The sequence below is a fragment of the Halovulum sp. GXIMD14794 genome, assembly GCF_054457455.1.
This window is the reverse complement of sequence record NZ_JBTLNF010000010.1, coordinates 58,473-85,408: the sequence shown is the minus strand read 5'-3', so window position 1 is coordinate 85,408 and position 26,936 is coordinate 58,473. Positions and strand designations below refer to the sequence as shown.

The window sequence follows — 26,936 nt, the reverse complement described above, 5'->3', positions numbered from 1 at the left end:
CCGTTACCCCTTGGCTTGCAGGACGCAGATCAGCGTGAACAGGCGGCGCGCGGTGTCGTTGTCTGTGACGACCTTACCCTCCAGCCGCTCGGCGAGGATGCGCGCACCTTCGTTGTGAATGCCGCGTCGCCCCATGTCGATCGCCTCGATCTGGCTGGGCGGCAGCCGTTTCACCGCGTCGAAATAGGCTTCGCAGATCTGGAAATAGTCGCGGACGACCTGGCGGAAGGGGCTGAGCGACAGGTGGAAGGCGGCCACATGCTCACCCGCTTCGGTGCCTACCTCGAAGACCAGGCGACGGTCGCGGATCGCCAGCGCCAGCCGGTAGGGGCCGGCGGGCGCCTCCTGCCCGTCGCGGGGCGGGACCGAGAAGCTGTTCTCCTCCAGCAGATCGAAGATGGCGACGCGACGCTCCTGCTCGATCTCGGGCGTGGGCGCGGGCAGACCGCTGTCGTCGAGCGTGATGTCGATCAGGCGGTCCGTGCTGCTCATCAGGTTTCCTCGTTCAGGCGTTCAAGTCGGGCCGTGACGCTGAGGCCGTGGGCCTCGAGGCTTTCCGAGCGTGCCAGCGCTTCGGCTGAGGGACCAATAGCGCGCAGGCTACCGGGAGTCATTCGGGCGAGCGTGGTGCGTTTCATGAAGTCGAGCACCGACAGGCCCGACGAGAACCGCGCCGAGCCCGAGGTCGGGAGGACGTGGTTCGGGCCACCGACGTAGTCGCCAATGGCCTCGGGCGTCCACTGGCCAAGGAAGATCGCGCCTGCATGGCGGATCCGGGCCGAAAGCGCGTCGGGATCGCCGACGCAGAGTTCCAGGTGCTCGGGCGCGATGCGGTCGGACAGCGCCGCGGCCTGCTCGAGATCGCGGGCGACGATGATCGCGCCGTGGTCGCGCCAGCTGGCCCCGGCGATGGCGCGGCGCTCGAGCGTCTGAAGCCGTGCCTCGACGGCCTCGGCCACCTCGCGGGCGAGGCCGGCGTCGTCGGTGATCAGGATAGACTGGGCGCTCTCGTCATGCTCGGCCTGGCTCATCAGGTCGAGCGCGATCCAGTCCGGGTCGTTGTCGCGGTCGGCGATCACCAGGATTTCCGAAGGACCAGCGATCATGTCGATGCCGACGCGGCCGAAGACCTGGCGCTTTGCCTCGGCGACATAGGCGTTGCCGGGACCGGTAATCTTGTCGACCCTGCCGATCGTCTGAGTGCCGTAGGCCAGCGCGCCGATCGCCTGCGCGCCGCCGATGCGATAGATCGTCTCGACCCCCGCCACCCGTGCCGCATAGAGCACCAGCGGGTTCACCTGTCCGTCGGGCGTGGGGGCGCAGATCACCAGCCGCTCGACGCCTGCGACCTGCGCCGGGATCGCGTTCATCAGCACCGAGGACGGATAGGATGCAAGGCCACCGGGCACATAGAGGCCGGCCGCCTCGACCGGGGTCCAGCGCCAGCCGAGCGTCGCGCCGCTGTCGTCGGTCCAGCTCTCGCCCTTGGGAAGCTGCCGTTCGTGGTAGGCGCGGATGCGCGCAGCGGCGAGGTCCAGCGCGTCGCGCTCGTCCTGCGGCACCTGCGCGATGGCGGCGTCGATCTCACCAGCCGGGATCGCGAGTGTCTCGGGGGTCAGCGCCAGACGGTCGAACTTCTCGGTCAGTTCGATCACCGCCGCATCGCCGCGCGCGGCCACGTCCGCAAGGATCTGCGCGACCGCGGCGTCGACGCGCGGCGCGTCCTCGCGCTTGGCGTCGAGAAAGGCGGCGAAGCGGCTCTCGAAGTCGGGATCGGCGGCGTTCAGCAATTGGGGCATTCGGGTCTCCTTGCCGCTTCACATACAAAGCGGCGGGACGCGCCTCAAGCGTCGAGGCGGCGCACCATGAAAAGCCGGTCGACGAAGGCGTCGCCGTGACGGGCGGCGCGGGGGAAGCGGCCTGTGGTCTCGAACCCCAACCGGCGGTAGGCGGCAATGGCCGGAAAGTTGTCCGCGGCAACCTCTAGCTCGAGTTGCAGGATATCGTCAGGCAGGTCAGCACGGATCGCGTCGTACAGCCTGTCCATCAGGCGCCGACCGCGCGCCGACGGACGGACATACGCGGCGATGACCGAGGCACGGTGGCTTTCGGTTCGGGGTTCGGTGCGGTACCAGCCGAGGGTTGCGCAAGCCGCGTCACCATCGAGCGCCGCGTAGAGCCAGGACTTCTCCAGCCAGTCGGCAAAATCGGAGAGCGGGCGGTCCGCCCAGTTTTCATGGACGGCGCCGAATGCGGTGGGCGCGGTCTTCAGCGCCTCCAGCCGGATATCGCGCCAGAGCGCGGCATCCCCTGAACGGAGGCGGCGATACTCCACCGCGCTACTTGTGGGCCGGAGCCTTACCGCTGGGCGCGGCATAGGGCTTTGTCACGTCCTCAAGGGCCAGGTCGATGCATTCCACGTCGATGGCGATCTCGCCGTCGCCGGCCAGCACCAGGCGGACGCGGCCGGTGCCATCCTCGGCAGGATCGAACTCCAGCGCGAGAATCGACAGGACCAGGTCCTTGTCCGATGGGTCGACGCCGTTCGACGCAACTTTCAATGCCCCGCGCACGGTCAGAACCGAGCGGACGCGCTCATAGGGGCGGCGGGCAGCCTCGGCAGCGTTCTTGTCTTCCCAGCGGAACCGGTTGACCAGCGCGGCAAAGCGCAGACCGGTGCGCGACCAGGAGATCTCGTTCGACGGCAGCACCGCGTCCTGCAACAGAGCCGAGAGCACCGGCACGTCCTCGTGCGTCTCGGCGCGTAGGCGCAGCGGCGCCTCGGCGGCATCCTCGAAGCGGGCGTCGCTCATGCGGCGACCCGCTGGATCCGCGCCCCGCAGGCGCCCAGCTTCTCTTCCAGGCGCTCGTAGCCGCGGTCGAGGTGATAGACGCGGGCCACGGTGGTTTCGCCCTCGGCGGCAAGGCCCGCCAGAATCAGCGAGACCGAGGCCCGCAGGTCGGTCGCCATGACCGGCGCACCGCGTAGCTTTTCGACGCCCGTCACCTTGGCGGTGCCGCCATGCACATCGATGTGTGCGCCCATGCGCAACAGTTCGGGCGCGTGCATGAAACGATTCTCGAAAATGGTCTCTTCGAGCACTGAGACGCCATCGGCCAGCGTCAGCGCGGCCATCATCTGCGCCTGAAGGTCTGTCGGGAAGCCGGGAAACGGCTCGGTCCGCACGTCGATGGGACGCAGCGGAGCGTTGCCACGAGTAACGCGCAGGCCCCGGTCCGTCTCGGCAATCTCGACACCGGTGGCTTCCAGCTTATCGGCGAATGCGGACACCAGCTCGCGGGTGCCGCCCAGCAGCTCAACGGAACCGCCGGCAATGGCCGGGGCCAGCATGTAGGTGCCCAGCTCGATCCGGTCCGAGACGACGCGGTAGGTCGCGCCGTGCAGGCGATCGACGCCCTGCACGGTGATGGTCGACGTTCCCTCGCCTTCGATCTGGGCACCCATCGCCTTGAGGCAGCGGGCGAGGTCGACGATTTCGGGCTCGCGCGCAGCGTTCTCGATCACGGTGGTGCCCTTGGCGAGGGTCGCTGCCATCAGCACGTTCTCGGTCGCGCCCACGGACACCAGCGGGAAGGTCACGCGCCCGCCCTGGAGGCCGCCCGCAGGCGCTTCGGCGTGCACATAGCCCTCGCGCAGGTCGAGCTTCGCTCCGAGCGCCTCGAGCGCGTTCAGATGCAGATCGACGGGCCGGGCACCGATGGCGCAGCCGCCGGGCAGAGAGACGACTGCCCGCCCCTCGCGCGCCAGCAGCGGACCGAGCACAAGTATCGAGGCCCGCATCTTCCGCACGATATCGTAGTGCGCGACGTGATTGGTAATGTGTTCGGCGCCGATCGCCAGCACACGTCGGTCCTGCAGCGCGGCGACCTCGCAGCCCAGCGATTCGAGCAGCTCGGCCATCGTCCGGATGTCCGACAGGCGCGGCGTGTTGGTCAGCGTCAGCGGCTCCGAGCTGAGCAGCGCCGCCGGCATCAGCGTCAGACAGGCGTTCTTGGCGCCGGAAATCTGGATCTCGCCTTCCAGCGGACGGCCGCCGGTGACCATGATGCTATCCATCGTCGTCGTTCTCCCGTTCCGGGGTGGCCGCATCGGCGGTCCCGCTCTGCTCTGCCTCATCCCGGCCCGCACGCGACTTGGCCTGCGCCTTGCGGCGACGCAGGTTGGCGCGCAGCTGCTCTGCAAGGCGCTCGGCCCTGGCGTCGCTGTCTGTCTTGGACTTGCCGGACATGTCTCGTGTCATTCTGCAGTCGGGATTTACGCAAGTTCGCCCGTTCCGTCCAGCATTGCGGGCCGCGCGGCCCATATCGGCGGCGGAAAACGCGGGCGGCGGACAGATTGCGAAATTTTCCGGTTGCGCTCTCCGGCATATGGGCTAAAACGCGCGCCACGCTTCGGACGCTGCTGTAGCTCAGAGGTAGAGCACTCCCTTGGTAAGGGAGAGGTCGAGAGTTCAATTCTCTCCAGCAGCACCAGCCTCCAGACCCCACCTTCAGACAAAGCGCCTCTTACCGACGCGGCGCTTCGCGCAGTCTTGCCCGAAACGGTTCGAAAGGCTACGTGCGCTGAGCAGCAGCGCGCGGGGCATTGCCATGTTCGATCCGGAAACGACCAAGCGGAACCTTGTGCTGGCGATCGCCTCGTCGAGCTTCTCGAAGCCTTCGGAAACCTTCGTGCGACATCACGCGACGCTGATCGCGCCAGACCGGACCCTGTGCCTGAGCTGGGATGGCGAAGAGACCGCCATCGACCTGCCCCGCGCCCGCATACCCGTGCCGCGTCGCGGGCTGGTGCGCGACCTGTTCGGCCCCTTGGGACCCTCGGACCGGCGCGCGGTTGCAAAAGTGCTGCGCGAATCGGGGGTAACCCGGTTGATGACCGAGTTCGGCGGCACCGGTGTCGCGCTGCGCGGATCGGCTTCGGACGCGGACGTACCGCTCCATGTTCATTTCCACGGCCGCGACGTCTCGCGCGGGGTTCGCAAGTTCTGGATCCGGCGGGCGTATCGCGGCCTGTTCGATCAGGCCAAGGCGATCATCGCGCCGTCGGATTTCCTGCGCCGCGCGCTGGTCGAGATGGGCTGCCCACGCGAGAAGACCCATGTCGTGCCTTGCGGCGTCCGTATCACCGAACCGCCTGCCCCGCGTGACGAGCCGGGGCGGATCCTTTCGGTCGGACGGCTGGTCGACAAGAAGTCGCCGCTGCTGACCATCGACGCCTTCGCGAGCATCGCCGCCGACTTCCCGCACGCGCGCCTTGATATCATCGGCGACGGGCCGCTGCGCGAGAAATGCGAGAAGGCCATCGCGCGGCACGGCCTTGAGGACCGCATCCGCCTTTCCGGGTTCCTGACCCACGACGAGGTGCTGGACTTGCTACGCCGCGCCTCGGTATTCGTGCTGCACTCGGTGACCGCACCGAACGGCGATACCGAAGGGCTGCCGGTATCGATCCTCGAGGCGATGAATGCAGCGTTGCCGGTGATCTCGACGCAGCACAGCGGCATTCCCGAAGCTGTGGAAAGCGGCACGCACGGGATCCTCGTACCCGAGCATGACCTCTCCGGTACCGCGCAGGCGATGGCCGACCTTCTGGCCGATCCGGCCCGCGCCGAGGCGATGGGCGCCGCCGGGCGTGAACGGGCAATCCGGCAGTTCTCCTTGGAACACACCATCGGGCGATTGCGCGATATCATGGGCCTGTCGGTCGAGGACGGAGGCGCGCGATGAGGAAACTGCTGGAACGGCTCCGGACCCGTGGTCCGTTCGAGACGCCGGCCCGCCCTCGCGCGCTGGTGCTGGGCTTCTTCTCTACCATGGGCGATACGGAATGCCTGGACGTGGTGACGCGATGGCTGCACCAAATTGGCCTGCCCCACGACACCGCCGCCTTTGCGAAGCCAGTCGCCGAAGCGATCCCCGGCGCGCTGCACCTACGCCGGGTGCATCCGGGCGAATACTCGCATCTGTTGATCGTCTGCGGACCCTGCTGGAAAGAGTACCTGGACAAGCAGGGCGTGACCCCTGCCCGCTTCGGGCACTGCACCTGGATCGGCGTCAACCTGACGATGATCGCCCCCCTCGACGAGTGGAACCCGTTCGATCACCTGATCGAGCGCGACTCGGACCGCGCCACGCGGCCGGACCTCGCTTTTCTCGCGCCCTACGATGCGCCGCCGGTCGTCGGCCGCTGCGTGATCGAGCGGCAGAAGGAGTATGGCGCGCGCGAGAGGCTGGCCGACGCTGCGCGGGTGATCGACGCGGCGATCGCACGGAACGGGTTGGCCCGGCTCGACATCGACACCCGCTGGCCACCAGAGCGAAACGCGACAGGGCTGACCGGCTCGCGCGACCTGCTGGCAGCCATCAGCCGCTGCGAGGTGCTGCTGACCAACCGTCTGCACGGGTTGGTCTTTTCGCTGCGCGCCGGGGTTCCCGCGATCGCCGTCGACGGGATCGAGGGCGGCGGCAAGCTGACGGCACAGGCGGCCTCGGTCGGCTGGCCGGTCGTCGCAACGCTGGACAAGGCCAACGAGGCCTGGATGGACGAACAACTGGCCTGGTGCCGGACCGACGAGGCCCGCGACATGGCCGCAGCCTGCGCCGCGCGCGCTGCCGATACGATCCTTTCCGCGGGCAATCCACTGGCGGACCTGGCCGTTTCACAAACCGGTGAACACCCGAAGTTTCCCCAAGGTAAAAGTCACGCGTGACTTGCTTGCCAGCGTTCTTTTGATTAGGTGGCCGCTCGGTGCCCTCGCCATCCGGCGGGCAAAGGTGCCGATTATCACTTGACTATAACCAGACCGTCGGGCGGGCAGAAGTGGACGACAGCACCATGAAGAGCGAAACCGAAGCCAGTTTCCAGAACGCGACCCCGGCCACCGGGCCGGCCGTACAGACTCGGCGCGATACCGAAGCGCTGCTGAGCGGCAGACGCGAGACCTGGCCCGCGGCCGCCTCGCTGCCGTCCGATGTTCTGCTGCGCCTCGTGCGTCTGGCCGAAGGGCTGCAGAGCCGTGTGCGCGGTCAGGCCCGCGCGGAGTTCGACCTTGCCGCCGGCGACTACGATCTGCTGATCCGCCTGCGCAGCGAACCCGCACCGCACGCGATGACTCCGACGGCACTGTGCCGCTCGCTGAACATCACCCCGGGCGGTCTGACCAAGATCATGCACCGCTTGAAGGACCGCGGCCTGATCGAGCGTGCGCCCAGCCCCACCGACGGCCGCAGCGCCCTGACCTGCCTGACCGACGCGGGCATCGAGGCGGCCGAAGCCGCGCTTCGCGAGGCGCAGGCGCCCGCCGAGGAACTGCTCTCGGACGGGCTGAACGAGAGCGAGATGCGCGAGCTGGGCGAATTGCTGCGCCGTGCGCTGGTCACGGTCGAGACCGCGCCGCTTCCGCGCTGACCGGTTCGCGCGGCTTCACCCGCGCTTAACCACTCCGAGTGCCGGCGCTTTCCGCTGAACGGGAAGCGCGTTAGGTCGGGGGGAACCGCCCCCGACCTAAACCGGCATCAACGGAGATCTGCCGATGTACGCGCCGAAATCCAGGCAGGAACTGGCCGATATCCTCGAAGCCCTGCAGGATTATGCAGCTGTCGAGGAACTCTCTGCAGTGACCGAAGTGCTGGCTGACGCGCGGCTGCATCTGGCCATGGCCGAGCGCCGGCCCCTGCAGCACCGGGGCGCCCCGCACGGGCCGCGACGGCACTGATCCGACGCGGCGCTAACTTTCCGATCTACTCCACCCAGGCCCACGGACCCGAGAACCTGCCCAGAACGCCGGTCACCTGCTGGTCGGTGACGTCCGCGTCCAAACGCTTCAGCCCGGCCACAAGGCCCAGCTTTTTGTCCTCGTAGACATGATCTACCTCGGCGCCGATCCCGGCATCTGCCAGGGCCTTGCCATAGACGCGGGTGATCGCGAGCTTGCGCAACTCCGGCTTGAAGACCTTGCCGACGGCGGTCTTGGGAAGCTCTGGCAGCACTTCGAGATGTTTCGGATAGGCGGCGCGCTCGCCGATGTGCTCGCGGGCGTGGGCGATGAGCCCGTCATCGTCGGGCCCCGCCCCATCCCGCAGTTCCACGTAGACGGCGGGCACCTCGCCCGCATGCGCGTCCGGTTGCCCGATTGCCCCGGCAAAGGCGACGTCGGGGTGCTTCATCATCGCCTCTTCGATCATCGCCGGATCGACGTTGTGGCCGCCCCTGATAATAAGATCCTTCGCCCGCCCGGTGATCCAGATGTAGCCGTCCGCGTCGATCCGGCCCAGGTCCCCGGTACGCAGGTAGATGTCATGCGCGAAGAGGCCGTGGTTCTTGTCTTCCTCGGTATAGGTGCTGCCAGTAAAGACACCTGGATTGGCGATGCAGATCTCGCCGACTTCGTCGACGCCGCATTCGTGGATCACCCCGCCCTCCTTGTCGCAGGACAGGATCTTCACCTCGGTATAGGGGAACGGCAGGCCGACCGAGCCGACCTTGCGCTCGCCGTGCGGCGGATTGATCGAAACGAGGCAAGTCGCCTCGGTCATGCCGTAGCCCTCGAGGATCTTGACGCCCACCGCCTCTTCGAAGCGCTTGAACAGCTCCAGCGGCATGGGGGCCGAGCCGCTGACCGCCAGACGCAAGGACGAAACGTCCGCATCCACCTTGCGCTGCATCAGCGCCGAGGCCGCCGTCGGCACAGTGATCATGAAGGTGGCGCGGTAGCGTTCGACCAGCTTCCAGAAGTTGTCCATCACCCCGTCGCCGCGATAGCCCGCCGGGGTCGGCATGACCATCTGCGCGCCGGAAACGAGGCAACTCATCAGAACCGGGTACGCAGCAAAAACGTGAAACATGGGCAGCGGGCACAGCAGAACGTCCTGCTCGGTGAACATGTAGGACTGCCCGCACCACCCGTTATAGAGTATCCCCGACGCGCGGTGCTGCGCGACCTTGGGCATACCCGTGGTCCCGCCCGTGTGAAAATAGGCGCAGACGCGATCATCCAGCGGTTCCGCGAATGTCAGCTTGTCCGAGGGCTCGCCTGCGACGGACAGGTTGAAATCCATCACATTGGCCTTGTGATCGCGCTTCGCGGCGGGGCGCAGCAGCGGCACCAGCCAGCGGATCGGCGGCGACAGGTAGTGCGCGAGGTCGACCTCGAGAACCGTGTGGACGTCCGGCGCCATCGCAACGGCGCGCGAGACTTTCTCGTTCACGTCGGTCTTGGGAAACGGGGCGAGCGTCACCACGGCCTTTGCGCCGGTCTCGCGCAGGATGGCAGCGATCTGCTCGGCCTCGAGTAGCGGGTTCACCGGGTTCACGATCCCGGCGGTCGCCCCGGCGAGCATTGCGGTGACAGTCTCGTTGCAGTTCGGCAGCACATAGGCGACCACGTCACCGTCGCCGATGCCGATGCGGCGGAAGAGGTTGGCGGTCTGTGTAACCTTGCCGCGCAGCTGATCCCAGTTGAGGGTCTCTTTCTTGTCCTTCGGGCCGGACTTGATCTGGAAGCTGAGCGCGGGTCGCTCACCGAACTTGTCGGCGGTCTGGCACAGCATCTCGTAGAGCGAGCGCGCGGTCATCCGCTGCTCGTAGGGCATTTCCTGCTCGATCGCGATCTTGTCGGCGAGTGTGACGACCTTGGCCAACATGTCCTCCCAAAGGGTTATCCCGGCACCTCTTCCGGGTGCGCGCGCTTAGGATGCGGTGCGCAATCCCACCGTGCAAGCATGACGCCACGGCGGGTGGGTTACGCCGCTTGCCCGTCGGTAAACTGCAACCGGGCGAGCCGGGCGTAAAGCCCATCCTGCGCGACCAGGGCTTCGTGGGTGCCCTCGGCGACGATGCGCCCGCCCTCCATCACGACGATACGGTCAGCTTTCTTTACGGTCGCCAGCCGGTGCGCGATGACCAGCGTGGTGCGATCGCGCGACAGGTCCTCGACCGCCTGCTGCACCAGCCGCTCGGACTGCGCGTCCAGTGCCGAGGTCGCTTCATCCAGCAGCAGCACAGGCGCATCTCGCAGGATCGCGCGGGCGATGGCGATCCGCTGCTTCTGCCCACCCGAGAGCATCACGCCGCGCTCGCCGACATAGGTGTCGTAGCCCTCGGGCAGCGCGGTGAGGAATTCGTGTGCGGCGGCGGCACGAGCGGCGGCCTCGACCTCGGCGTCGGTTGCGTCGGGCCGCCCGAAGCGGATGTTCTCGCGCGCCGAGGCTGCGAAGATCACCGGCTCCTGCGGGACGAGCGCGAACTGGCGGCGAAGATCCTCCCGGGCGAGCGCGTCGATGGGTGTGCCGTCCAGCGTCGCCTGCCCGGTATCGGGATCGAAGAACCGCATCAACAGCTGGAACACGGTCGTCTTGCCCGCGCCGGAGGGGCCGACCAGCGCGACAGTCTCGCCCGGATTGACGGTCAGCGAGAAATCCTCGAGCGCCGCGATGGTCGGACGCGCCGGGTAGTGGAAACGGACGTTCTCGAAGGCGATCCGGCCGCGCACGGGCTGCGGCAGCTGCTGCGGGTTCTCCGGGTCGACGATGGCGTCGCGCAGGTTCAGAAGCTCCACCAGCCGCTCGGTCGCCCCGGCCGCGCGCTGCACCTCGCCCCAGATTTCAGACAGCGAGCCGACCGCCCCCGCGACCATCACCGAATAGATCACGAACTGGACCAGCTGTCCCGCGCTCATCTCTCCGGCGCGCACATCGCGGGCGCCGATCCAGAGCACGCCCACAACGCCGGTGAAGACGAAGAAGATCACGATGGCGTTCATGAACGAGCGGGTGCGGATCCGCTGCAGCGCCGTGCTGAAGGCGCTTTCAGTCAGCGAGCCGAACGCCTGCCGGCTGGCGGTCTCGTTGGTATAGGCCTGCACGGTCTGCGCGGCGAGCAGCGTCTCGGACGCCTGGGCCGAGCTGTCGGCGATCCGGTCCTGGCTCTGGCGGCTCAAGACCCTGAGGCGGCGGCCCAGCAGGATGATCGGCAGAACCGCGACCGGGACCAGCAGCAGCACCAGCCCGGTCAGCTTGGCCGAGGTGATCAGCATCAGCACGATGCCGCCGAGCAGCGTCAGCGCCATCCGCATGGCGACCGAAATCGACGAACCGATCACCGACAGGATCAACGTCGTGTCCGTGGTCAGGCGCGAGAGCACCTCTCCGGTCATCACCCGCTCGAAGAAAGCGGGGCTCATGCCGATGACACGGTGATAAACGGCCAGCCGGATATCGGCGACGACCCGCTCGCCCAGCCGGGTGACGAAGTAGTAGCGGACCGCCGTGCCCAGCGCGAGGAGCGCCGCGAGGCCCACGGCAGCGCCGAAATAAGCGTCCATCATCGCCAGGTCCTCGTTGAACCCGTCGATCACCCGGCGCACGGCCAGCGGCAGCGCCAACGACAGTCCGGCGGTGCAGACCAGTGCCAGCACTGCCAGTGCGGCGAGCTTGCGGTAGGGATAGATGAACGGAGCGAGTCCCCCCAGCGCGCTCACCCGCTTTGATTTCGCGCGTTCTTCCGACGCAGTCTTCACTTCGCTGTCAGCCATGCGGCCCCGCTTGGTATGGATCCGCCCCTGATTAGGCGGCTGGCCAAGTCAGGGCAAGCGGGTGCGGCAAGGTGCGCTATCAATTCGGGAAAGTGGAGCGGGCAGCGCGAGGCGAAAGAAGTACGCAGCACCCAATAGTACCTCAGCACGGCAACATTCATTACTTTCTCAGCAATCTAAACGTTATGCCGGGCCACCTCCTCTTGTGGAAGCTCGACCCTGCCTGTGATTCTGGTGCATTCCTTTGGGGGGCTGATAGCCCTAGACAGGAAGAAAACCTTCAGGATCGACTTCGCCCCCTGCGGAAACAGATCGAACACCCCTATGCACAAGCTCAGGAACTTCGCGAAACAGCTCTCCGGACAGCACACTCCAATGTGGAGGTGGTCTCATGCGCCAGACGAAGGGGAGCGGCGAGAAGTGGATCTGGCGCTACTCTCATTTGGGTAAGCGCCCGGAGATCGAGTCTGGCTCCTATCGCTTGTCTCGCTCGCCGACGCCCGCAGATCTGCGGACACCTCGGCGACAGGACTGGCGCAAGGTCGCGACCCGAACGCGGAGAGGCATGTGCAGGAAGTGCTGCTACGTCATGCTGGGTCACGACGCTCGAATCGTCCCAATCCGGACAATGGCAGCGACCCGCCCAATCTGACTGGTCCAGTTTGAAGATTCGTGCATGCCTCGCCCACGGGCTACGGAGACTATGCTTTCCGATGCTGGTGGCCGGTATCCGAGGGCGCTGTGCCGTCGCTTTGTATGACAGTGGCGTCGTGAGCCCTCGATGACGATTGGGAGAGGCTCAGTCCCACTCAAACCTGATGTCGGCGCGGCGTCTATCGGGCAATGTCCCCCCTGAGCATCAGATCAAATATCAGCGTTCCCCCTTATTGAACGGCACCATCAGCGCGGCAGGCACCTCGGCCCGCCGCGACATGACGATGAGTGCAAGGATCGACAGGAAATAGGGCATCATCAGGAACACCTGATAGGGGATATCGGCGCCAATCGGCGTCTGCTGGACCCGGATCTGAAGCGCGTCGAAAGCGGCGAACAGGATTGCGCCCAGAAGCGCCTTGCCGGGTTTCCACGCGCCGAACACCACAAGCGCTATGCAGATCCAGCCGCGCCCGTTGACCATCTCGAAGAAGAAGCTGTCAAAGGCCGACATGGTCAGGAACGCACCGCCCACTGCCATCAGCCCGCTGCCCACGATCACCGCGCCCATCCGGATGCCGGTGACCGACAGGCCCTGTGCCGCCACGGCCGAGGGGTTCTCTCCGGCGGCGCGCAGCGCAAGGCCAAGCGGCGTGCGATAAAGCACCACCGCCACGACACCGACCAGGATGAAGGCCAGGTAGGTCAGCGGCGTTTGCGCGAACAGCGCCGGGCCGATCAGGGGAATATCGGACAGCAGCGGGATTTCGAGCGGCCGGAAAGCCTCGATCTTGGGCGGGCTCGTCACCTCGGGCAGCGCAAGGCGATAGGCGTAGTACGTCAACGAGGTCGCCAGGAGCGTGACGCCAAGCCCGACAACATGCTGCGACAGGCCGAACGGCACCGTCAGAACGCTGTGGATCAGCCCAAACAGCATCCCCACCGCCATGGCGACTGCCACGCCTGTCCACAGGTCCGTGCCGGAATAGACTGCCATCCAGCCCGCGAAGGCCCCGGCGACCATGATCCCTTCGATCCCCAGGTTCAGTACGCCGGCGCGTTCGCAGATAAGCTCGCCCAGGGTGGCGAAGATCAGCGGGCTGGCGATGCGGATCGCGGCGGTCCAGAAGCTGGCCGAGAGCAGGATCTCGAAGATGTCCATCGCCTACTCCCTCGCCACGCGGAACCGGGTCAGCAGGATCGCCAGCACCATCAACAGAAGCGCCGTGGCCAGCATGATGTCGGCAAGGTAGCTGGGCACCCCGACCGCGCGGCTCATGCTGTCCGCCCCCACGAAAATTCCTGCGACGAACAGGGCAGCCGCGACCACTGCCAGCGGGTTGAGAAGCGCCAGCATCGCCACGATGATGCCGGTGTAGCCGTAGCCGGGGCTGAGATCGAGCGTCAGGTTACCCTTGAGCCCCGCGACCTCGGAAAACCCCGCAAGCGCCGCCAGGCCCCCCGAAAGCAGTGCCGTCTTTATCAGCACGCGGTTCACCGGAATCCCGGCAAAGCCTGCAGCCTCGCGGTTCAGGCCCACGGCACGCATCTCGTAGCCCAGCGTCGTGCGCCGTTCGATCACCCACACCACGACCGCCGCGATCAGCGCCAGCGCAAAGCCCCAGTGCAGGCGCAGCCCCTCGACGATGCGCGGCAGCCGCGCCGCGTCCACCAGGCGCTCCGACTTGGGCCATCCCATGCCCATCGGATCCTTCAGCGGCCCTTCCAGCAGCATCGAGACGAAAAGCAGGAAAATGAAGTTGAACAACAGCGTCGTCACCACCTCGTCCACGCCGAAGCGCACTTTCAGAAGCGCCGGCACCAGCAGCACCAGCGCACCCGCAAGCATCGACGCGATCGCCAGGGTGGGCAGCAGGGCAAGTGCGCCCCACTGCAACATGCCGGTGCCCAAAACGACGGTGACCAGAGCGCCCGCGTATAGCTGCGCCTCGGCGCCGATGTTCCAAAGGCGCGCGCGGAAGGCGACGGCCACCGCAAGCCCGGTGAAGATCAGCGGCGTCGCCCGGTTGAGCGTTTCAAGAAGCGCGAATTTCGACCCGAACGCGCCCTTGATGATCAGCCCGAGCACCGAAAACGGATTGGCCCCTGCCGCCATCGCCAGCAGCGAGGCGATCACCACGGTCGATCCGATGGCTATCGCGGGCGGTACGGTCGTGCGCCAGAGAGAGGTGTTGGCGACTGGCTCAAGACGCATGAACGGTTTCCTCTTCGAACCCTTGGCCCGCCATCCATGCGCCCAGTTCGGCTGGCTTCGCCGTCCCACGCGCAAACCCCGGCGATAACCGCCCCTCCGAGATGACATGGATCACGTCCGACAGCGCCATGATCTCGTCGAGGTCCTCCGAGATCAGCAGCACCGCGGCTCCCCGGTCGCGTGCGGCCAGAAGTTGCGAGTGCACATAGTTGACCGCGCCGATATCCAGACCGCGTACCGGCTGGTTGGCCAGGATGATGCGCGGATCGGCCTCGAGTACGCGGCCTAGGATCAATTTCTGCATGTTCCCGCCCGACAGCAGCCGGATGCGCGTGCCCGGCCCGGGGCAGCGCACGTCATAGGTTTCGATGATCTCGCGCGTGAACGCCTCGGCCTGACGCCAGTTCATCAGCCCCGACCGGCTGTAGGGGGGCTGGGCATAGGTTTCCAGGATCGCGTTTTCGGTCAGGTCGAATTCTGCGATGGTGCCGGTCTTGTGGCGGTCCTCGGGGATGCGGGCGATGCCCGACTGCACCGCCTCGCGCGGGGACCAGCTTTCAAGTTGCGCGCCGTCCAGTTCCAGCCGCCCCGTGGCCGGAGCGATCAGCCCGCCGATCAGATCGGCCAGCGCCCCCTGTCCGTTGCCGGAAACGCCTGCAAGCCCCACGATCTGCCCAGCGTGCAGCGATAGGGAAACCCGGCTGAGCCCCGGGGCATTCCCCCGCGCGGGCGTCGTGACCTCGTGCAGGCGCATGAGCACATCGCCAGGCCTGCCCGGGGCCACCTTGGGCGCCGACACCTCGGCCCCGACCATGAGCGCGGCCAGAGTTTCCTTGTCCACCTCTGCGATCGGCCGTTCGGCGACCAGACGACCGTGCCGCAGGATCAGCACCCGGTCCGAGATCGCCATGACCTCGTGCAGCTTGTGCGAGATGAACACCACAGACAGGCCAAGCGCGATCGCCTTGCGCAGGGTGGCGAACAGGTCCTCGGTTTCCTGCGGGGTCAGCACGGCGGTCGGCTCGTCCAGGATCAGGATCCGGGCATCGCGGTAAAGCGCCTTGAGGATCTCGACCCGCTGACGCTCGCCCACCGTCAGGCTGCCGACCTTCGCATCGGGGTGGACCTGCAGGCCGAAATCCGAGGCCAGCTTCTCGAGCTTCGACCGCGCCGCACTCCGGTTCAACTTCGGGGACAGCAGCGGCTGAGTGCCGAGAATGACGTTCTCGAGAACGGTCATGTTGTCGGCCAGCGTGAAATGCTGGTGCACCATGCCGACGCCGGCATCGAGCGCGGCGCGCGGGTTGCCCGGCGGCAGTTGGTGACCGAAGACTTCGACCGTCCCCTCGTCCGCCGTGTACTGGCCGAAAAGGATGTTCATCAGCGTGGTCTTCCCCGCGCCATTCTCGCCGAGAAGAGCTATCACCTCGCCCTCACGGAGCGACAAGCTGACCGCGTCATTCGCGACCAGCTTACCGAACCGCTTGGTGATGGAATCGAGACGCAGGACGACCTGCGCCGCCTCTGCGCCAGCCATTTACGACGACTTGGGTTCTTCGTCGTTGATCTCGACCACGAACGTGCCGGACATGATCTCGTCGGTCCGTTGTTTGACGAGGTCCATCGCCTCTTGCGGGACCTTTCCTTCGAACGTCCCCAGAGGGGCCAGCGACGCGCCGCCCTCCTTCATGAAGGAATAGACCCCGTAGTCGGCGGCGGTGAAGGTGCCGGCGTTGACCTCGGCGATCGCTTTGTCCAGCGTAGGCTCGAAATGCCAGATGGCCGAGGCCACGACGGTCTCGGGGTAATCGGCCTGTGTGTCGATCACGTTGCCGATGGCAAGGATGCCCTTCTCCTGTGCCGCGTCCGAGACGCCGAAACGTTCCGCATAAAGCATGTCGGCGCCGTTCTCGATCATCGCAAACGCCGTTTCCTTGGCCTTGGGCGGATCGAACCAACTGCCGATGAAGCTGACCTGGAAGGTGATGTCCGGGTTCATCTCGCGCGCGCCCGCCATGAAGGCGTGCATCAGGCGGTTGACCTCGGGGATGGGGAAACCGCCGACCATGCCAATGTTGCCTGTTTCGGTCATCGCACCCGCGATGATACCGCTCAGATACGAGGCATCCTGAATGTAGTTGTCGAACACGGCGAAGTTGGGCAGAGCGTCGTCCGGCTTGAAGCTGGAACCCATCAGGAACGCGATATCGGGATACTCGGCGGCCACCTCGCGCGCCTCCTGCTCGACCGCGAAGACCTCGCCGATGATCAACTGATAACCTTGCTCGGCATATTCACGCATGACGCGGGCGTAGTCGGTGTTCGAGACGTTCTCGGAGAACACGTACTCGATGTCGCCGCGCTCCTGCGCGATACCAGCGGCTTTGTGGATGCGGCTGACCCACTGCTGTTCCACCGGCACGGTATAGATGCCCGCGACCTTGAGCGGCTCTGCCGCCTTAAGAACTCCCGCCGCGCCCGCCGCAACGAAAAGCGCAGTGCCGGCGGTCGTGCCGAGGAAACGCCGACGGGAAAGGGCGTGCTGGCCGGTATTGCAGGTTCTTGTCATGGAATTGGTCCCCCTGATGAGCGAGGCTTGCCTCGATTGTTTGACCAAACGGTAAAGGTAACCCGGCTATTTTCCAATAGAAGGTTAAGCGTCCTATGAAGACCAGATTGGATAGGCGAGAAGTTATGCAAAATACGATGCCCTGCCCGAAACCTGTGCAAAGAGAGATGCACCGCAGAGCGCGCAAGAAGCCCTGTTACTCAGACACGCTCTGCGTGACCACCACTCGACTAGAGCGGCGACTCGAAAGATCTGGAGATTGGCTCGACCAGAAAGAACGTTTCCACCTGCGATGATCGAGGGATGGCACCGCCATAGATCCCTTTCGCAAAGACAAACGGAAGGGGACTTTTTCGCAGCAGCGCCAACGCCATAACCCGTTCTCAGCCAGAAACTGCGGGTCGTCGCCACTGCGCCGGGCCCGTCGTATGGATCGAATTGCCCTGAACATCGACGGCGACAGTAACGGGCATATCCTCGACCTGCAGCCGGTAAATCGCTTCCATCCCCAGATCCTGAAACGCCACGGGCCTAGCCTCGCGGATCGCCTTGGACACAAGGTACGCTGCGCCACCGACTGCGATCAGGTAGGCCGCCCGGTGCCGTGCGATTGCCTCTAACGTGGCGGGCCCGCGCTCAGCCTTGCCGATCATCAGCTTCAGTCCAGTGTCGCGTAGGATGCGGTCGGTGAACTTGTCCATCCGCGTGGCCGTGGTGGGACCAGCGGGTCCGATGACCTCGTCGCCCACTGGGTCGACCGGACCAACGTAGTAGATCGCGCGGTTCTTCAAGTCGACAGGAAGTGGCTCGCCCTTGTCGAGCAGGGCCACCATGCGTTTATGGGCTGCATCGCGGCCGGTGTAGAGTGTGCCGTTCAGCAGCAGCGTTTCGCCGGGCGTCAGAGAGGCGATAACATCTTCGGTGAGCGCATCCAGATCAATCCTGCGCGTATTGGCGTGAGCGTGATCGAGTACGATCTCGGGCCAATCGGAAAGGTCCGGCGGGTCAAGCCTTGCCGGGCCAGATCCGTCCAGCGTGAAGTGGACATGCCGGGTGGAGGCGCAGTTGGGGATCAGCCCCACCGGCAGGCTGGCCGCGTGCGTCGGGAAACTGGCGATCTTAACGTCGAGGACCGTGGTCAGCCCGCCGAGTCCTTGCGCGCCGATACCCAAAGCATTTACGCGGTCGTGAATTTCCAGGCGAAGCTCCTCGGTGCGGTTCTGCGGACCCCGACGGCGCAACTCCGGCATGTCGATGGGTTCGTTCAGCGCCTTCTTGGCCAGCACCATCGCCTTGTCTGCCGAGCCCCCGACGCCAATGCCGAGAATGCCGGGCGGGCACCAGCCGGCGCCCAGCGTCTCGACCGTCTGCACCACCCAGTCGGCGAGCGAGTCGGAGGGGTTCAGCACAGCGAACTTCGCCTTGTTCTCTGAGCCGCCGCCCTTGGCCGAGACATGCACCTCGACTGTGTCGCCCTTGCCGATCTCGACCGTAAGCATCGCCGGGGTGTTGTCGCCGGTGTTCGTGCGCTCTCCCAGCGGGTCCACGACAACCGAGGCGCGCAGCGGATTGCTGTCGAGCAGGTAGGCCCGCCGCGTCGCCTCGTCGACGACCTCCTGCAGCGGCCGCGACAGATCGAGCCGCGCGCGGTGGCCGATCCTGATGAATACGATTGCAGTGCCGGTATCCTGGCAGATCGGCCGGCGGCCCAGCGCAGCCATCCGCGAGTTCACGAGGATCTGCGCCATCGCATCCTTCGCACCAGGGCTCTCCTCTAGCTCCCACGCCGCCGCCATAGCCCGGATGAAGTCGGGTGGGTGGTAGTAAGAAACGTATTGTAGTGCATCGGTGATGGACAGAATAAGGTCGGCTTCCCGGATTACAGCCATCGGGCTCACTCCTCGATCTGACGCACCACGTCCGTCACGCTGCCATCGCGATACTCGGACACCGCGACCACGCGTCCAGTGGCGCGGACCGGTGTGGGACGCCTCGCGGCTTTCTCCGCCTGCGCTACCAGCGCTTCGATCTCCAGCACCGGCAACCCTGCCGCTCGCACCCGCTCGGCCAAGTCAGCGCGCAAGGGATTTACTGCGATACCAGCGTCGGTGACTACAACGTCGACCGTTGCGCCTGGTGTCGTCAGGGTACCCACCTCGGGCACGATCTTTGCGTAACCGCCGGCAGTGAGCCGCGTGGTGACGACGGTGAGTCGGGCGCCCGCTGCGGTGTCGGCATGCCCGCCCGAGCCGCCAACGATCGCGCCACCTGCCTTGGTAGTAACGTTAACATTGAACCCGAGATCGACCTCGGTCGCGCCCAGAACTACCGCATCGAGCCGGTCCACCACGGCTCCTCCGACGTGTGGGCCGGCATAGGTCGCCGCCGACATGGCCTGGTGGCGGAGATCTGTCTGATAAGATTTCACTGCCGTCAGGTCGAAGCATTGGACGTCCATCAGCGTCCGGAACAGCCCGGCATTCAGCATCTCGACGTGAAAGCCGGTGATGCCCCCCGAAGCGAAGCTGCCGGTCACGCGCCGCGCGGCCATTTCCCGGCCAACCGCCGCCGCGGTGGCCAGCGACACCCCGCCCGCGCCGGTCTGGAACGAGAAGCCATCCTCTAGCAGCCCGCTTGCAGAGATGACCTTGGCCGCGCGCTCCCCGATGGCAAGGCTGGCCGGATCTTCCGCCGGCCTTGTCGTTCCAGAGGCGATGCCAGCCTGATCGCCGATCCGGTCGACCGCCACGACGAAATCAACCTTCTCATGAGAGATGTCGATCTGTTGCGCGGGAAATGGCACCAGCGTGTCGGTTACCGCGACAACGTGAGCCGCGACCTCAACGTCAGTCATGGGGTAGCCGAGTGCGCCGCAGGCGGTCTTGCCGGCACGCCCGGAGATGTTGCCCAGATCGTCCGCGGCTGGAGCGGCGACAAAGGCCGCGTCGATCTTGAACTCGCCGTTATCAAGCGCGCGGGTGCGCCCCCCGTGGGTCCGCAGTACCACCGGATCGAGAAGCGCGCCGCGCGCGACGGCTTCTCCCACCGGACCGGAGATGAAGCTCGTCGAGATCCGCCCGACCGTGCCATCGCGGATATGCTCGACCAGGGGTGCGTGCACCGGGAAGATCGAGGTAGCGGCGACGTGCAGATTTTTCAGCCCCCGGCGAGCCAGGACCTCCATCACGAGGTTCAGCACCCCGTCGCCATTCCGCAGGTGATGATGGAACGACACCGTCGCGCCGTCCTTCAACCCGCAGGCGTCGATGGCGGCGTCGAGGTTCGGCAGGAGCTTAGAATGGCGAGAAGGTTTCGCGGTTCCCGAAGTTTGAGTGCCGAAGTAGGCGCGGATCGGGCCATAGCCCTCAAGCGTTCGGGGCAGATCCAGCATCGCAATCACTCCTAGATTGGGCAGACGGGATTCAAGTATCCAGCTCGCTCGTTCTGAGCCAAGAGCAAAGCGCCATTGGTCGCTACCGTGCCGGCGAATGAGTCAGCGCTATCCATAGCTCCCGTCCAGCGCGAGTAGGACAACAAACGTGACAGGTTCACGACCTGTCAATCGTGGGATATTGCTAATCGATCATCCACTAGACTCTCACGGCGGTACCCGGCTCTGGGCGGCTGAAGTCGCTCAGCCCGACGTCAGCGTCGGCGACAAGCAGGCCGCGCAGAATGTCGTTCTTGGAAACCAAATGCGCGTCGAGCATGGCGAGCGACTTCAACATCTTGATGTAATCGGTACGAACACCACAGGGGAACTCGGCTATGCCTGAAGCTCAAGCTGTCTGAGTAGACCGGAAATTGGGTGAACTCGCGGATCTGCGCCGTGATGCCGGCGCGCTGCTTGCAGTTAAACCCGTGCAACACTTCAGCTAGCGCCGCAGGGGTAAAATATTCTTCAGCTTGGGCGGCGAAGACTTCGTTATGGCACGAAATCTAAAATCCTTGCCCATCCGGTCAAAGTCCACCGGACGCGGAATTAAGATATCAGTGCAGCCGGCGGTTTGTAGCAACACGGTTCGCCAGCCCCAAGGAGATGCTCATTCCCCAAGGAGCCCCTTGGGGTCGGCGTGGAAGCCTAGAGGCAGAGCGTACACTAACAGGATTGGCTTGCACGCCTTCGATAGGATCGGGTTCTATCCGACCAACAGCTAATCCAGTTTGCGTGCGCTTCCGAGAATGTCTCGTAAAGAGGATGAGTTTGAAGAATCAACTGACAAAGCCCCAGACCTCCGCAGCGTCCGCGGTCGTCCAATTACGCATTACCATCGGTCGGCTGATCTCGGAGCCCGTCTTGACGCGCTTGAATGGGCAGGGTTCAGTCATGGCCAAACGCAAACCTGCACCCCACCCCACATCACGCCAGGTTCTTCTGAAAACACCAGATTATTCTCTGCGGCATCCCAGACCCCATTCCTGACCGCACCATTCCTTCAATCGCGCGCTATCGTTGTCACTCCATCCTTCCGGGTCGGTCAGTGCCACCCAGGGATCGACGTAGTTCTCCGCGATGTAGTTGTGGCCGTAGCCTCCGGGCACGCCCAAAGCCAGGGCCATGTCGAGCGCCAGTTGAAGCTGCGTGACCACCGGGATGAAGCGCATAGCGGGCGAGACATCCGGCGCCCGCGGTTCCTTCATCCATTCCGGCGCCCGCCAGAGCGAGGCCGGCTCATAGAACACGATCGCATCGGAGGCGTGCTGCAGGTACACAACGCGCAACCGTCCCCATGGCCCTGGTGAGCGCTCCAGCCCGCCATATTGCGAGGCGAACCGCACCAATTCGCCGTTTCCTACTTCTGGCAGGACATAGGGCGAGTCCGGGCTGCGCGCGGCGACGGCCTGCCTCCAGAGCCGCGATGGAAAAGGTGGCCCTGTCCAGAGCGCACCATTGATGGGGTCATTCAGCACCCTGAAGACGTTGAATGAGTACATCGACGACCAGGCACCTAGACTGATTCCGTGCATGTAGAACTTTGGCCGGGTCTCCGGCGGTAGCGTGGTCCAGTATGCGTAGATTGCCCGCATGGTAGCGGTTGCCTGCTCAAGACCGGACTGGGTCTCGAAGATCAGCGCCAGCGGAGATTGAAGGTAGGAATATTGGACGGCCACAGTCGCCACATCCCCATCATGCATGAACTCCATAGGCTCGTGCCCGCCTGGATCGAGCCATCCGGTACCTGTCGGGCTCGCGACGATCAGAATCTTTCGGTCGAAGGCGCCAAGCCGCAGTAACTCCTCGAGCGCCAGTTCTGCCCGTGCTTCTGGCGATTCAGCCTGCGCGCGGCCCACATAGACCCGAATTGGATCCCTTGCAGGGCGACCGCTGAAAGCCGAGATCGCCTGCGCGTCCGGCCCTTCGATGATGAAGTTCCGCCCCGGTTGTCCCATCGCGCCCCAGTCGATCAGGGAATCGGGACTCCCGGGAAGTCTGGAATCGCGGGGCGCAGGCGGCGCGTCGGCGAACAGCTTCTGGGCTGCCGCATAGGATCTGTCAGCGAGATCGTACCCGGATTGCACCACCCCATCGCGGGTTACGACAAATCCGATAAAAATCGCGAGACACAGCCCCAGAACATTTGCTGTCCGCATCGGCATGATCCGGTAGAGCGCGTACCTGATGCGGTCGAACAACAACTGCGCCGTCCAACCGATCGCGACGCAAATGAGAAAGACCGCGGTGGCAACTCCGACGATACCAAAGGTGCTGAAGGCCTCCAGAGGCTCCATACCGAAGCGTACTCTTATGGAGTTCTGCCATTCTGCGGCGTGCAGCAACGTCCAGGCCAGAACCCCGAAAATCGGAACGGCCAGGATCACGCACATCTTTCGAACCGCTGTCGCAGACAGCGTTGGCAGATCCAGTCCTCGCCAAACTGTATTCAGGAGCTGACCGATCGCGTAACCGATGCCGGTAACGAGACCGGCCAGAACGCCTTGCAAGAGCCAGGGGCGTGGAATCAAGGACGGGGTCAGGGATGCTGCAAAGAACAGGAGGCCCATCAGTAGCGGGAGGACGGCCACCCCAAGCACCCGTACACGCACGATGCCGGTGTCCTGTATTGCCGAACGTCGTCGCAATTCTATCATGTCGCCCCCACGGTTTCTCGTTCTGGCACCCGCTACTATGATGATCACCATAATATGCGTGCCAGCGCCATGCGGATACAGTTGAAACGCCAACATTTTCCGCAGATGTTTCGCTCATCCGTTACACGCCGTGGCATGCCCCGATAGCCTACTCTCCTCCGAATATTCGGAGAGGCCGGGGGAGATCCCGACACCGGCAGCTTGCGCGGCTACTTTGGGGGCCGGAAACCCAGGCGCACGATTATCGCCAGAAAATTACGGGAATTACAGCGTCAAGGTGGAGCGGGCAGCGGGAATCGAACCCGCACCAAGAGCTTGGAAGGCTCGTGTGATACCATTTCACCATGCCCGCGCTGGTGCAAACTGCTAGGCCAAGCGCCGGTCAGGGTCAAGGCCCGGTGCGTAGCGGCAGGGGGCGCGCGCCGGCGACCGTGACCATAACTCCCGCCAAAGTGATTGCGGCGACACCCGCCAACGCGAGCGGTCCAGGCACTACCGCGAAAAGCAGGATGTCCAAGCCGAGCGCCCAGATTAGCCCGGTAAAGTCGAACGGGGCAAGCACCGAGACCGGCGCACGGGCCGTCGCTTCGGTCGCCGCGATATGGCCGAGCCCTCCCAGCAATCCGGTCCCAACCAACAGGCAGAGCGTCGGAAGATCCGGTGTCACCCAGCCAAACGGCAGCGTAGCAAGCCCGACGCCCGAGCAGATCACCGCGAACCAGAAAGCGATCGTCGCGGGCGGCTCGGTCGCGGTCATCGCCTTGATATGAACACGCACGAACGCCATCGTCAGTGCATAGGCGAGGCCCGCCGCGATGCCGATCAGCGCGCCCTGCCCCGGTGCCTCGAGGGCGCTCCAGAGCATTGCGATCATGCCGCCGAAGCCCAGCGCCGAAGCCGCCATCACCGCCGGGGCAAGCCGCTCTTTCAGCATCAGCGCCGCCATCGGCAGGGTCAGTACCGGGGCCAGAAAGGCCAGCGCTTGTGCGTTCGCGACTGGCAGATAGGCCAGCGAAACGAAGGAGAGCGCCATGGAAAGCGCGCCGAACAGCCCCCGGGTCAGGTGCAGGCGGGGATTGCGGGTGGCGAGCGCCGCCGGGAACTGGTGGCGCAGGGCCATGTAGCCGCAGATCGGCACCAACGCGACGGCGGAGCGCCAGAAGATGATCTGCCCCAGTGGAACCTCGTCCGAGACCGCGTGCACCACGGCGGACATGGCGGTGATCAGGAACGCGGCGAGCAGGCGGATGCAGATCCCCTCGAGGATCGACGCGCGGGGGGGCGGTCGCGGTTACGCTCGGCGACGGGGCGGTCATTCGCCCTGCGACAGACGACGCAGGATTCCGTCGCGGGTGACCATGCCGACCAGCTTACCGTCGCGCAAAACGCCGAGGGGTCCCTGCCCCTCGACGAAATGCTGCATCATCTCGCGGATCGGCATTTCGGCAGGCACCTGGTCGGAGCAGTCGCCCTGTGCCTGCTGCATCACGTCGGCAGCGGTCAGAACGCCGAGCGGGTTCATGTGGGCAACGAAATCCGCGACATAGTCGCTGGCCGGCGCCGAATAGATCTGCTGCGGCGTGCCGGACTGGACGATCCGACCGCCCTCCATGATCGCGATACGATCACCCAGTTTGAACGCCTCGTCGAGATCGTGGCTTACGAAGATGATCGTGCGTTTCAGCTTCTGCTGCAGCTCGATCAACTCGTCCTGAAGCCGGGTACGGATCAGTGGATCCAGGGCCGAGAACGGCTCGTCCATCAGCAGGATCGGCGCTTCGGTGGCGAAGGACCGGGCTAGGCCGACGCGTTGCTGCATGCCGCCCGACAGCTCGGCCACCTTGTGCTCGGCCCAGTCGGCGAGGCCGACCATTTCCAGCTGTGCATCAGCGCGGCGATAGCGCTCGGCGCGCGACACACCAGCGAGTTCCAGTCCCAGCACGACGTTGTCGCGCACGTTGCGCCAAGGCAGCAGGCCGAACTGCTGGAAGACCATCGCCACGCACTCGCGGCGCAAACGACGCAGGTCTTCGGGCGGACAGGTGCCGGGGGTGCAGGACCAGCCCTCGTCCCGCACGGTGACCTTTCCGCGGGCAACCGGGTTCAGGCCGTTGACCGCGCGTAGCAAGGTCGACTTGCCAGAGCCGGAAAGGCCCATGAGCACGACGATCTCGCCCCGCCCGACCTGAAGCGAGCAATCGTGGACGCCAAGCACCTGGCCTGTGCGCTCCTGAATCTCGCCGCGTTCGAAGCCCTTGTCCATCAGCGGCAGCGCCGCCTCCGGCTCGTCGCCGAAGACGATTGAAACCCTATCGAATGTGACGGCGGCCTCGGTCATCCGGGCACCTTGGGCGTATAGCGCAGCACGCCCGCGACGCTGTCAGCGCCGCCGTCGGAGGGATGGTGGCGTCCGTCCGCAACATCGATCTCGGGAAGGAAGGGTGTCTGGCCCTCGAGGCAGGCGAGGTTCACGCCGTACTCGTTGGGATTGGAGCGGCGTCGGTGGTGCGTATAGATCCCGCAAACCGAGCAGAAATGATGTTGCGCCACACCGGTGTTGAACGTGTAGAGCGTCAGCTTGTCGGCGCCTTGCGTGACCTTCAGCCCATCCAGCGGCGCGGTGACGGCAACTGCTCCGCGCATGGCGCAGAACGAGCAGTCGCAGCGGCGGGCGCTGGCCAGGCCTTCGGGAATCTCGGCGGTGAACCGCACCGCGCCACAATGGCAGGAGCCGTTCAGCTTCATTTCCCCTCCATCCGCAGCATTCGGTCCAGCATTATGGCGACGACGACGATGATGAAGCCGCTCTCGAAGCCCAGCGAGGTGTTCACCTGGTTCAGCGCCCGGACCACCGGCACGCCGAGGCCGTCGGCCCCGACCAGCGCGGCGATGACAACCATCGACAGGGACAGCATGATTGTCTGGTTCAGGCCCGCCATGATCTGCGGCAAGGCGTAGGGCAGTTCGACCTTCCAGAGCGCCTGCCGGGGCGTCGCGCCGAAAGCCTCGACCGCCTCTTTCAGGTGCTTGGGCGTCGAGCTGATCCCCAGATGCGTCAACCGGATCGGCGCGGGCAGTACGAAGATCACCGTGGCGATCAGGCCCGGCACCATTCCGATGCCGAAGAACACGATGGCCGGGATGAGGTAGACGAAGGTCGGCAGCGTCTGCATCAGGTCCAGCACCGGGCGCATGCTCTTGTACAGCCGCGGCCTGTGCGCCGCCGCTATCCCGATGGGCACCCCGATGGCCATGCAGATCACGCAGGCCGACAGCACGAGGGTCAGGCTTTCGGTCGTCTCCTCCCAGTAATCCTGGTTGAGGATGAACAGGAACCCGGCGGCAACCAGCAGGCAGGTGCGCCAGTTGCGCTGCACCGCCCAGGTCAGCGCAACGAAAGCGGCGATCACCAGCAGCGGGTGCGGCGACTGCAGGACCCAGAGGATACCATCCACCAGCGATTCGAGCGCATCGGCCAGCCCGTCGAAGAACCAGCCGCCATGGGTCTGCAACCAGTCGAAGACCGCGGCGGCACCGTCGCCTACAGGGATCTTGTTTTCAGTCAGCCAGTCCAGTGTCGCCCCCTCGTCTTCCCTTGGACGACGACCATGACGGCTGCACGACCGGATGTGAAGGCCGCATCAGTGACATATGGCGGTTTTTGAATTTTGGCATTGGCCATCCTGTACTTGGGCCATTGGCCGCAAATCCCCCAAGCCATGAAACTGATCTGCAGGTGAGAATCGATGATTACTGACCAGACCGAGCAGACTTCAGAGGACTTCGCTCGCAATACGGTTCCGCAGATCTGAGACATCTGTCCCGCCGTCGAGGGCGATCCGGCGCTTGGGCCGCT

At 65.2% G+C, this 26,936-nt stretch carries 24 protein-coding genes, 2 tRNA genes and 1 pseudogene; 6 read left to right on the top strand and 21 right to left on the bottom strand.

Annotated elements, in window-relative coordinates:
* Positions 1 to 3 precede the first annotated feature (3 nt).
* The 6 genes from ACW9UR_RS22760 to ACW9UR_RS22735 are packed head-to-tail and all read right to left on the bottom strand — an operon-like array spanning position 4 to position 4,262.
* Entirely contained in the window at positions 4 to 492 is a 489-nt protein-coding gene (locus ACW9UR_RS22760) for a UPF0262 family protein (protein ID WP_458919373.1), read from the bottom strand.
* Positions 492 to 1,799: a histidinol dehydrogenase gene (gene hisD, locus ACW9UR_RS22755; RefSeq protein ID WP_458919372.1), complete on the bottom strand. Its 1,308-nt coding sequence runs from the start codon at positions 1,797 to 1,799 to the stop codon at positions 492 to 494. The genes ACW9UR_RS22760 and hisD overlap by 1 nt, the downstream gene beginning before the upstream one ends.
* Before the next feature lie 44 nt (positions 1,800 to 1,843).
* A complete protein-coding gene (locus ACW9UR_RS22750) occupies positions 1,844 to 2,335 on the bottom strand; it encodes a GNAT family N-acetyltransferase (protein WP_458919371.1) in 492 nt (163 codons plus the stop codon).
* A gap of 4 nt (positions 2,336 to 2,339) precedes the next feature.
* A complete protein-coding gene (locus ACW9UR_RS22745; protein WP_458919370.1) occupies positions 2,340 to 2,813 on the bottom strand; it encodes a DUF2948 family protein in 474 nt (157 codons plus the stop codon).
* The gene (gene murA, locus ACW9UR_RS22740; RefSeq protein WP_458919369.1) at positions 2,810 to 4,078 is read right to left on the bottom strand and encodes a UDP-N-acetylglucosamine 1-carboxyvinyltransferase; all 1,269 of its coding nucleotides are present in this window, start codon (positions 4,076 to 4,078) and stop codon (positions 2,810 to 2,812) included. The genes ACW9UR_RS22745 and murA overlap by 4 nt, the downstream gene beginning before the upstream one ends.
* Positions 4,071 to 4,262: a hypothetical protein gene (locus ACW9UR_RS22735; RefSeq protein WP_458919368.1), complete on the bottom strand. Its 192-nt coding sequence runs from the start codon at positions 4,260 to 4,262 to the stop codon at positions 4,071 to 4,073. Before ACW9UR_RS22735 ends, murA begins: the two co-directional genes overlap by 8 nt.
* A 157-nt stretch (positions 4,263 to 4,419) precedes the next feature.
* Here ACW9UR_RS22735 and ACW9UR_RS22730 point away from each other — a divergent pair.
* From ACW9UR_RS22730 to ACW9UR_RS22710, 5 genes are all read left to right on the top strand, one after another.
* Positions 4,420 to 4,494 (top strand) — tRNA-Thr (locus ACW9UR_RS22730).
* A gap of 117 nt (positions 4,495 to 4,611) precedes the next feature.
* The gene (locus tag ACW9UR_RS22725; protein ID WP_458919367.1) at positions 4,612 to 5,748 is read left to right on the top strand and encodes a glycosyltransferase; all 1,137 of its coding nucleotides are present in this window, start codon (positions 4,612 to 4,614) and stop codon (positions 5,746 to 5,748) included.
* Entirely contained in the window at positions 5,745 to 6,731 is a 987-nt protein-coding gene (locus ACW9UR_RS22720; protein WP_458919366.1) for a polysaccharide pyruvyl transferase family protein, read from the top strand. Before ACW9UR_RS22725 ends, ACW9UR_RS22720 begins: the two co-directional genes overlap by 4 nt.
* Positions 6,732 to 6,841: 110 nt before the next feature.
* Positions 6,842 to 7,429, top strand: a complete 588-nt coding sequence (locus ACW9UR_RS22715; protein WP_458919365.1) for a MarR family winged helix-turn-helix transcriptional regulator — start codon at positions 6,842 to 6,844, stop codon at positions 7,427 to 7,429.
* A 124-nt stretch (positions 7,430 to 7,553) separates the two neighbouring features.
* On the top strand, positions 7,554 to 7,736 hold the full coding sequence (locus tag ACW9UR_RS22710; RefSeq protein ID WP_458919364.1) for a hypothetical protein: 183 nt from the start codon (positions 7,554 to 7,556) through the stop codon (positions 7,734 to 7,736).
* Between the two features lie 25 nt (positions 7,737 to 7,761).
* Here the strand turns inward: ACW9UR_RS22710 and ACW9UR_RS22705 are convergent, their stop codons facing one another.
* The 9 genes and pseudogenes from ACW9UR_RS22705 to citF all read right to left on the bottom strand — a co-directional run bounded on the left by ACW9UR_RS22705 (position 7,762) and on the right by citF (position 20,381).
* Positions 7,762 to 9,660, bottom strand: a complete 1,899-nt coding sequence (locus ACW9UR_RS22705) for an acyl-CoA synthetase (protein ID WP_458919363.1) — start codon at positions 9,658 to 9,660, stop codon at positions 7,762 to 7,764.
* A gap of 101 nt (positions 9,661 to 9,761) precedes the next feature.
* A complete protein-coding gene (locus tag ACW9UR_RS22700) occupies positions 9,762 to 11,552 on the bottom strand; it encodes an ABC transporter transmembrane domain-containing protein (protein WP_458919362.1) in 1,791 nt (596 codons plus the stop codon).
* A 672-nt stretch (positions 11,553 to 12,224) separates the two neighbouring features.
* Positions 12,225 to 12,341: pseudogene (locus ACW9UR_RS22695) on the bottom strand (IS3 family transposase); the annotation flags it as partial.
* A gap of 82 nt (positions 12,342 to 12,423) precedes the next feature.
* Positions 12,424 to 13,368: an ABC transporter permease gene (locus tag ACW9UR_RS22690; RefSeq protein ID WP_458919361.1), complete on the bottom strand. Its 945-nt coding sequence runs from the start codon at positions 13,366 to 13,368 to the stop codon at positions 12,424 to 12,426.
* Between the two features lie 3 nt (positions 13,369 to 13,371).
* Entirely contained in the window at positions 13,372 to 14,421 is a 1,050-nt protein-coding gene (locus tag ACW9UR_RS22685; protein ID WP_458919360.1) for an ABC transporter permease, read from the bottom strand.
* Positions 14,411 to 15,958, bottom strand: coding sequence for an ABC transporter ATP-binding protein (locus ACW9UR_RS22680; RefSeq protein ID WP_458919359.1), 1,548 nt, complete (start codon positions 15,956 to 15,958; stop codon positions 14,411 to 14,413). Before ACW9UR_RS22680 ends, ACW9UR_RS22685 begins: the two co-directional genes overlap by 11 nt.
* Positions 15,959 to 16,990, bottom strand: a complete 1,032-nt coding sequence (locus ACW9UR_RS22675) for a BMP family protein (protein WP_458919358.1) — start codon at positions 16,988 to 16,990, stop codon at positions 15,959 to 15,961. It abuts the gene before it with no gap.
* A gap of 383 nt (positions 16,991 to 17,373) precedes the next feature.
* Complete coding sequence (locus ACW9UR_RS22670; protein ID WP_458919357.1) at positions 17,374 to 18,879, bottom strand: fumarate hydratase; 1,506 nt, start codon at positions 18,877 to 18,879, stop codon at positions 17,374 to 17,376.
* Between the two features lie 5 nt (positions 18,880 to 18,884).
* Complete coding sequence (gene citF, locus ACW9UR_RS22665; RefSeq protein WP_458919356.1) at positions 18,885 to 20,381, bottom strand: citrate lyase subunit alpha; 1,497 nt, start codon at positions 20,379 to 20,381, stop codon at positions 18,885 to 18,887.
* A gap of 148 nt (positions 20,382 to 20,529) precedes the next feature.
* On the opposite strand from citF, the gene ACW9UR_RS22660 reads away from it, so the two are divergent.
* Positions 20,530 to 20,766 (top strand): hypothetical protein, encoded by a 237-nt coding sequence (locus tag ACW9UR_RS22660; protein WP_458919355.1) that lies wholly within the window; start codon positions 20,530 to 20,532, stop codon positions 20,764 to 20,766.
* Between the two features lie 613 nt (positions 20,767 to 21,379).
* Here ACW9UR_RS22660 and ACW9UR_RS22655 read toward each other — a convergent pair.
* The 6 genes from ACW9UR_RS22655 to choW form a co-directional block, all read right to left on the bottom strand.
* Positions 21,380 to 23,080 carry an alpha/beta hydrolase gene (locus tag ACW9UR_RS22655; protein ID WP_458919354.1) on the bottom strand — a complete coding sequence of 567 codons (1,701 nt, stop codon included), beginning with the start codon at positions 23,078 to 23,080 and terminating at the stop codon, positions 21,380 to 21,382.
* A 278-nt stretch (positions 23,081 to 23,358) separates the two neighbouring features.
* Positions 23,359 to 23,432: transfer RNA gene (locus tag ACW9UR_RS22650), tRNA-Gly, on the bottom strand.
* Between the two features lie 36 nt (positions 23,433 to 23,468).
* A complete protein-coding gene (locus ACW9UR_RS22645) occupies positions 23,469 to 24,329 on the bottom strand; it encodes a DMT family transporter (RefSeq protein WP_458919429.1) in 861 nt (286 codons plus the stop codon).
* A gap of 63 nt (positions 24,330 to 24,392) precedes the next feature.
* Complete coding sequence (gene choV / locus ACW9UR_RS22640) at positions 24,393 to 25,418, bottom strand: choline ABC transporter ATP-binding protein (protein WP_458919353.1); 1,026 nt, start codon at positions 25,416 to 25,418, stop codon at positions 24,393 to 24,395.
* Entirely contained in the window at positions 25,415 to 25,825 is a 411-nt protein-coding gene (locus ACW9UR_RS22635; RefSeq protein WP_458919352.1) for a GFA family protein, read from the bottom strand. The genes choV and ACW9UR_RS22635 overlap by 4 nt, the downstream gene beginning before the upstream one ends.
* Positions 25,822 to 26,655, bottom strand: a complete 834-nt coding sequence (gene choW / locus ACW9UR_RS22630; protein WP_458919428.1) for a choline ABC transporter permease subunit — start codon at positions 26,653 to 26,655, stop codon at positions 25,822 to 25,824. Before choW ends, ACW9UR_RS22635 begins: the two co-directional genes overlap by 4 nt.
* Between the last annotated feature and the right edge of the window lie 281 nt (positions 26,656 to 26,936).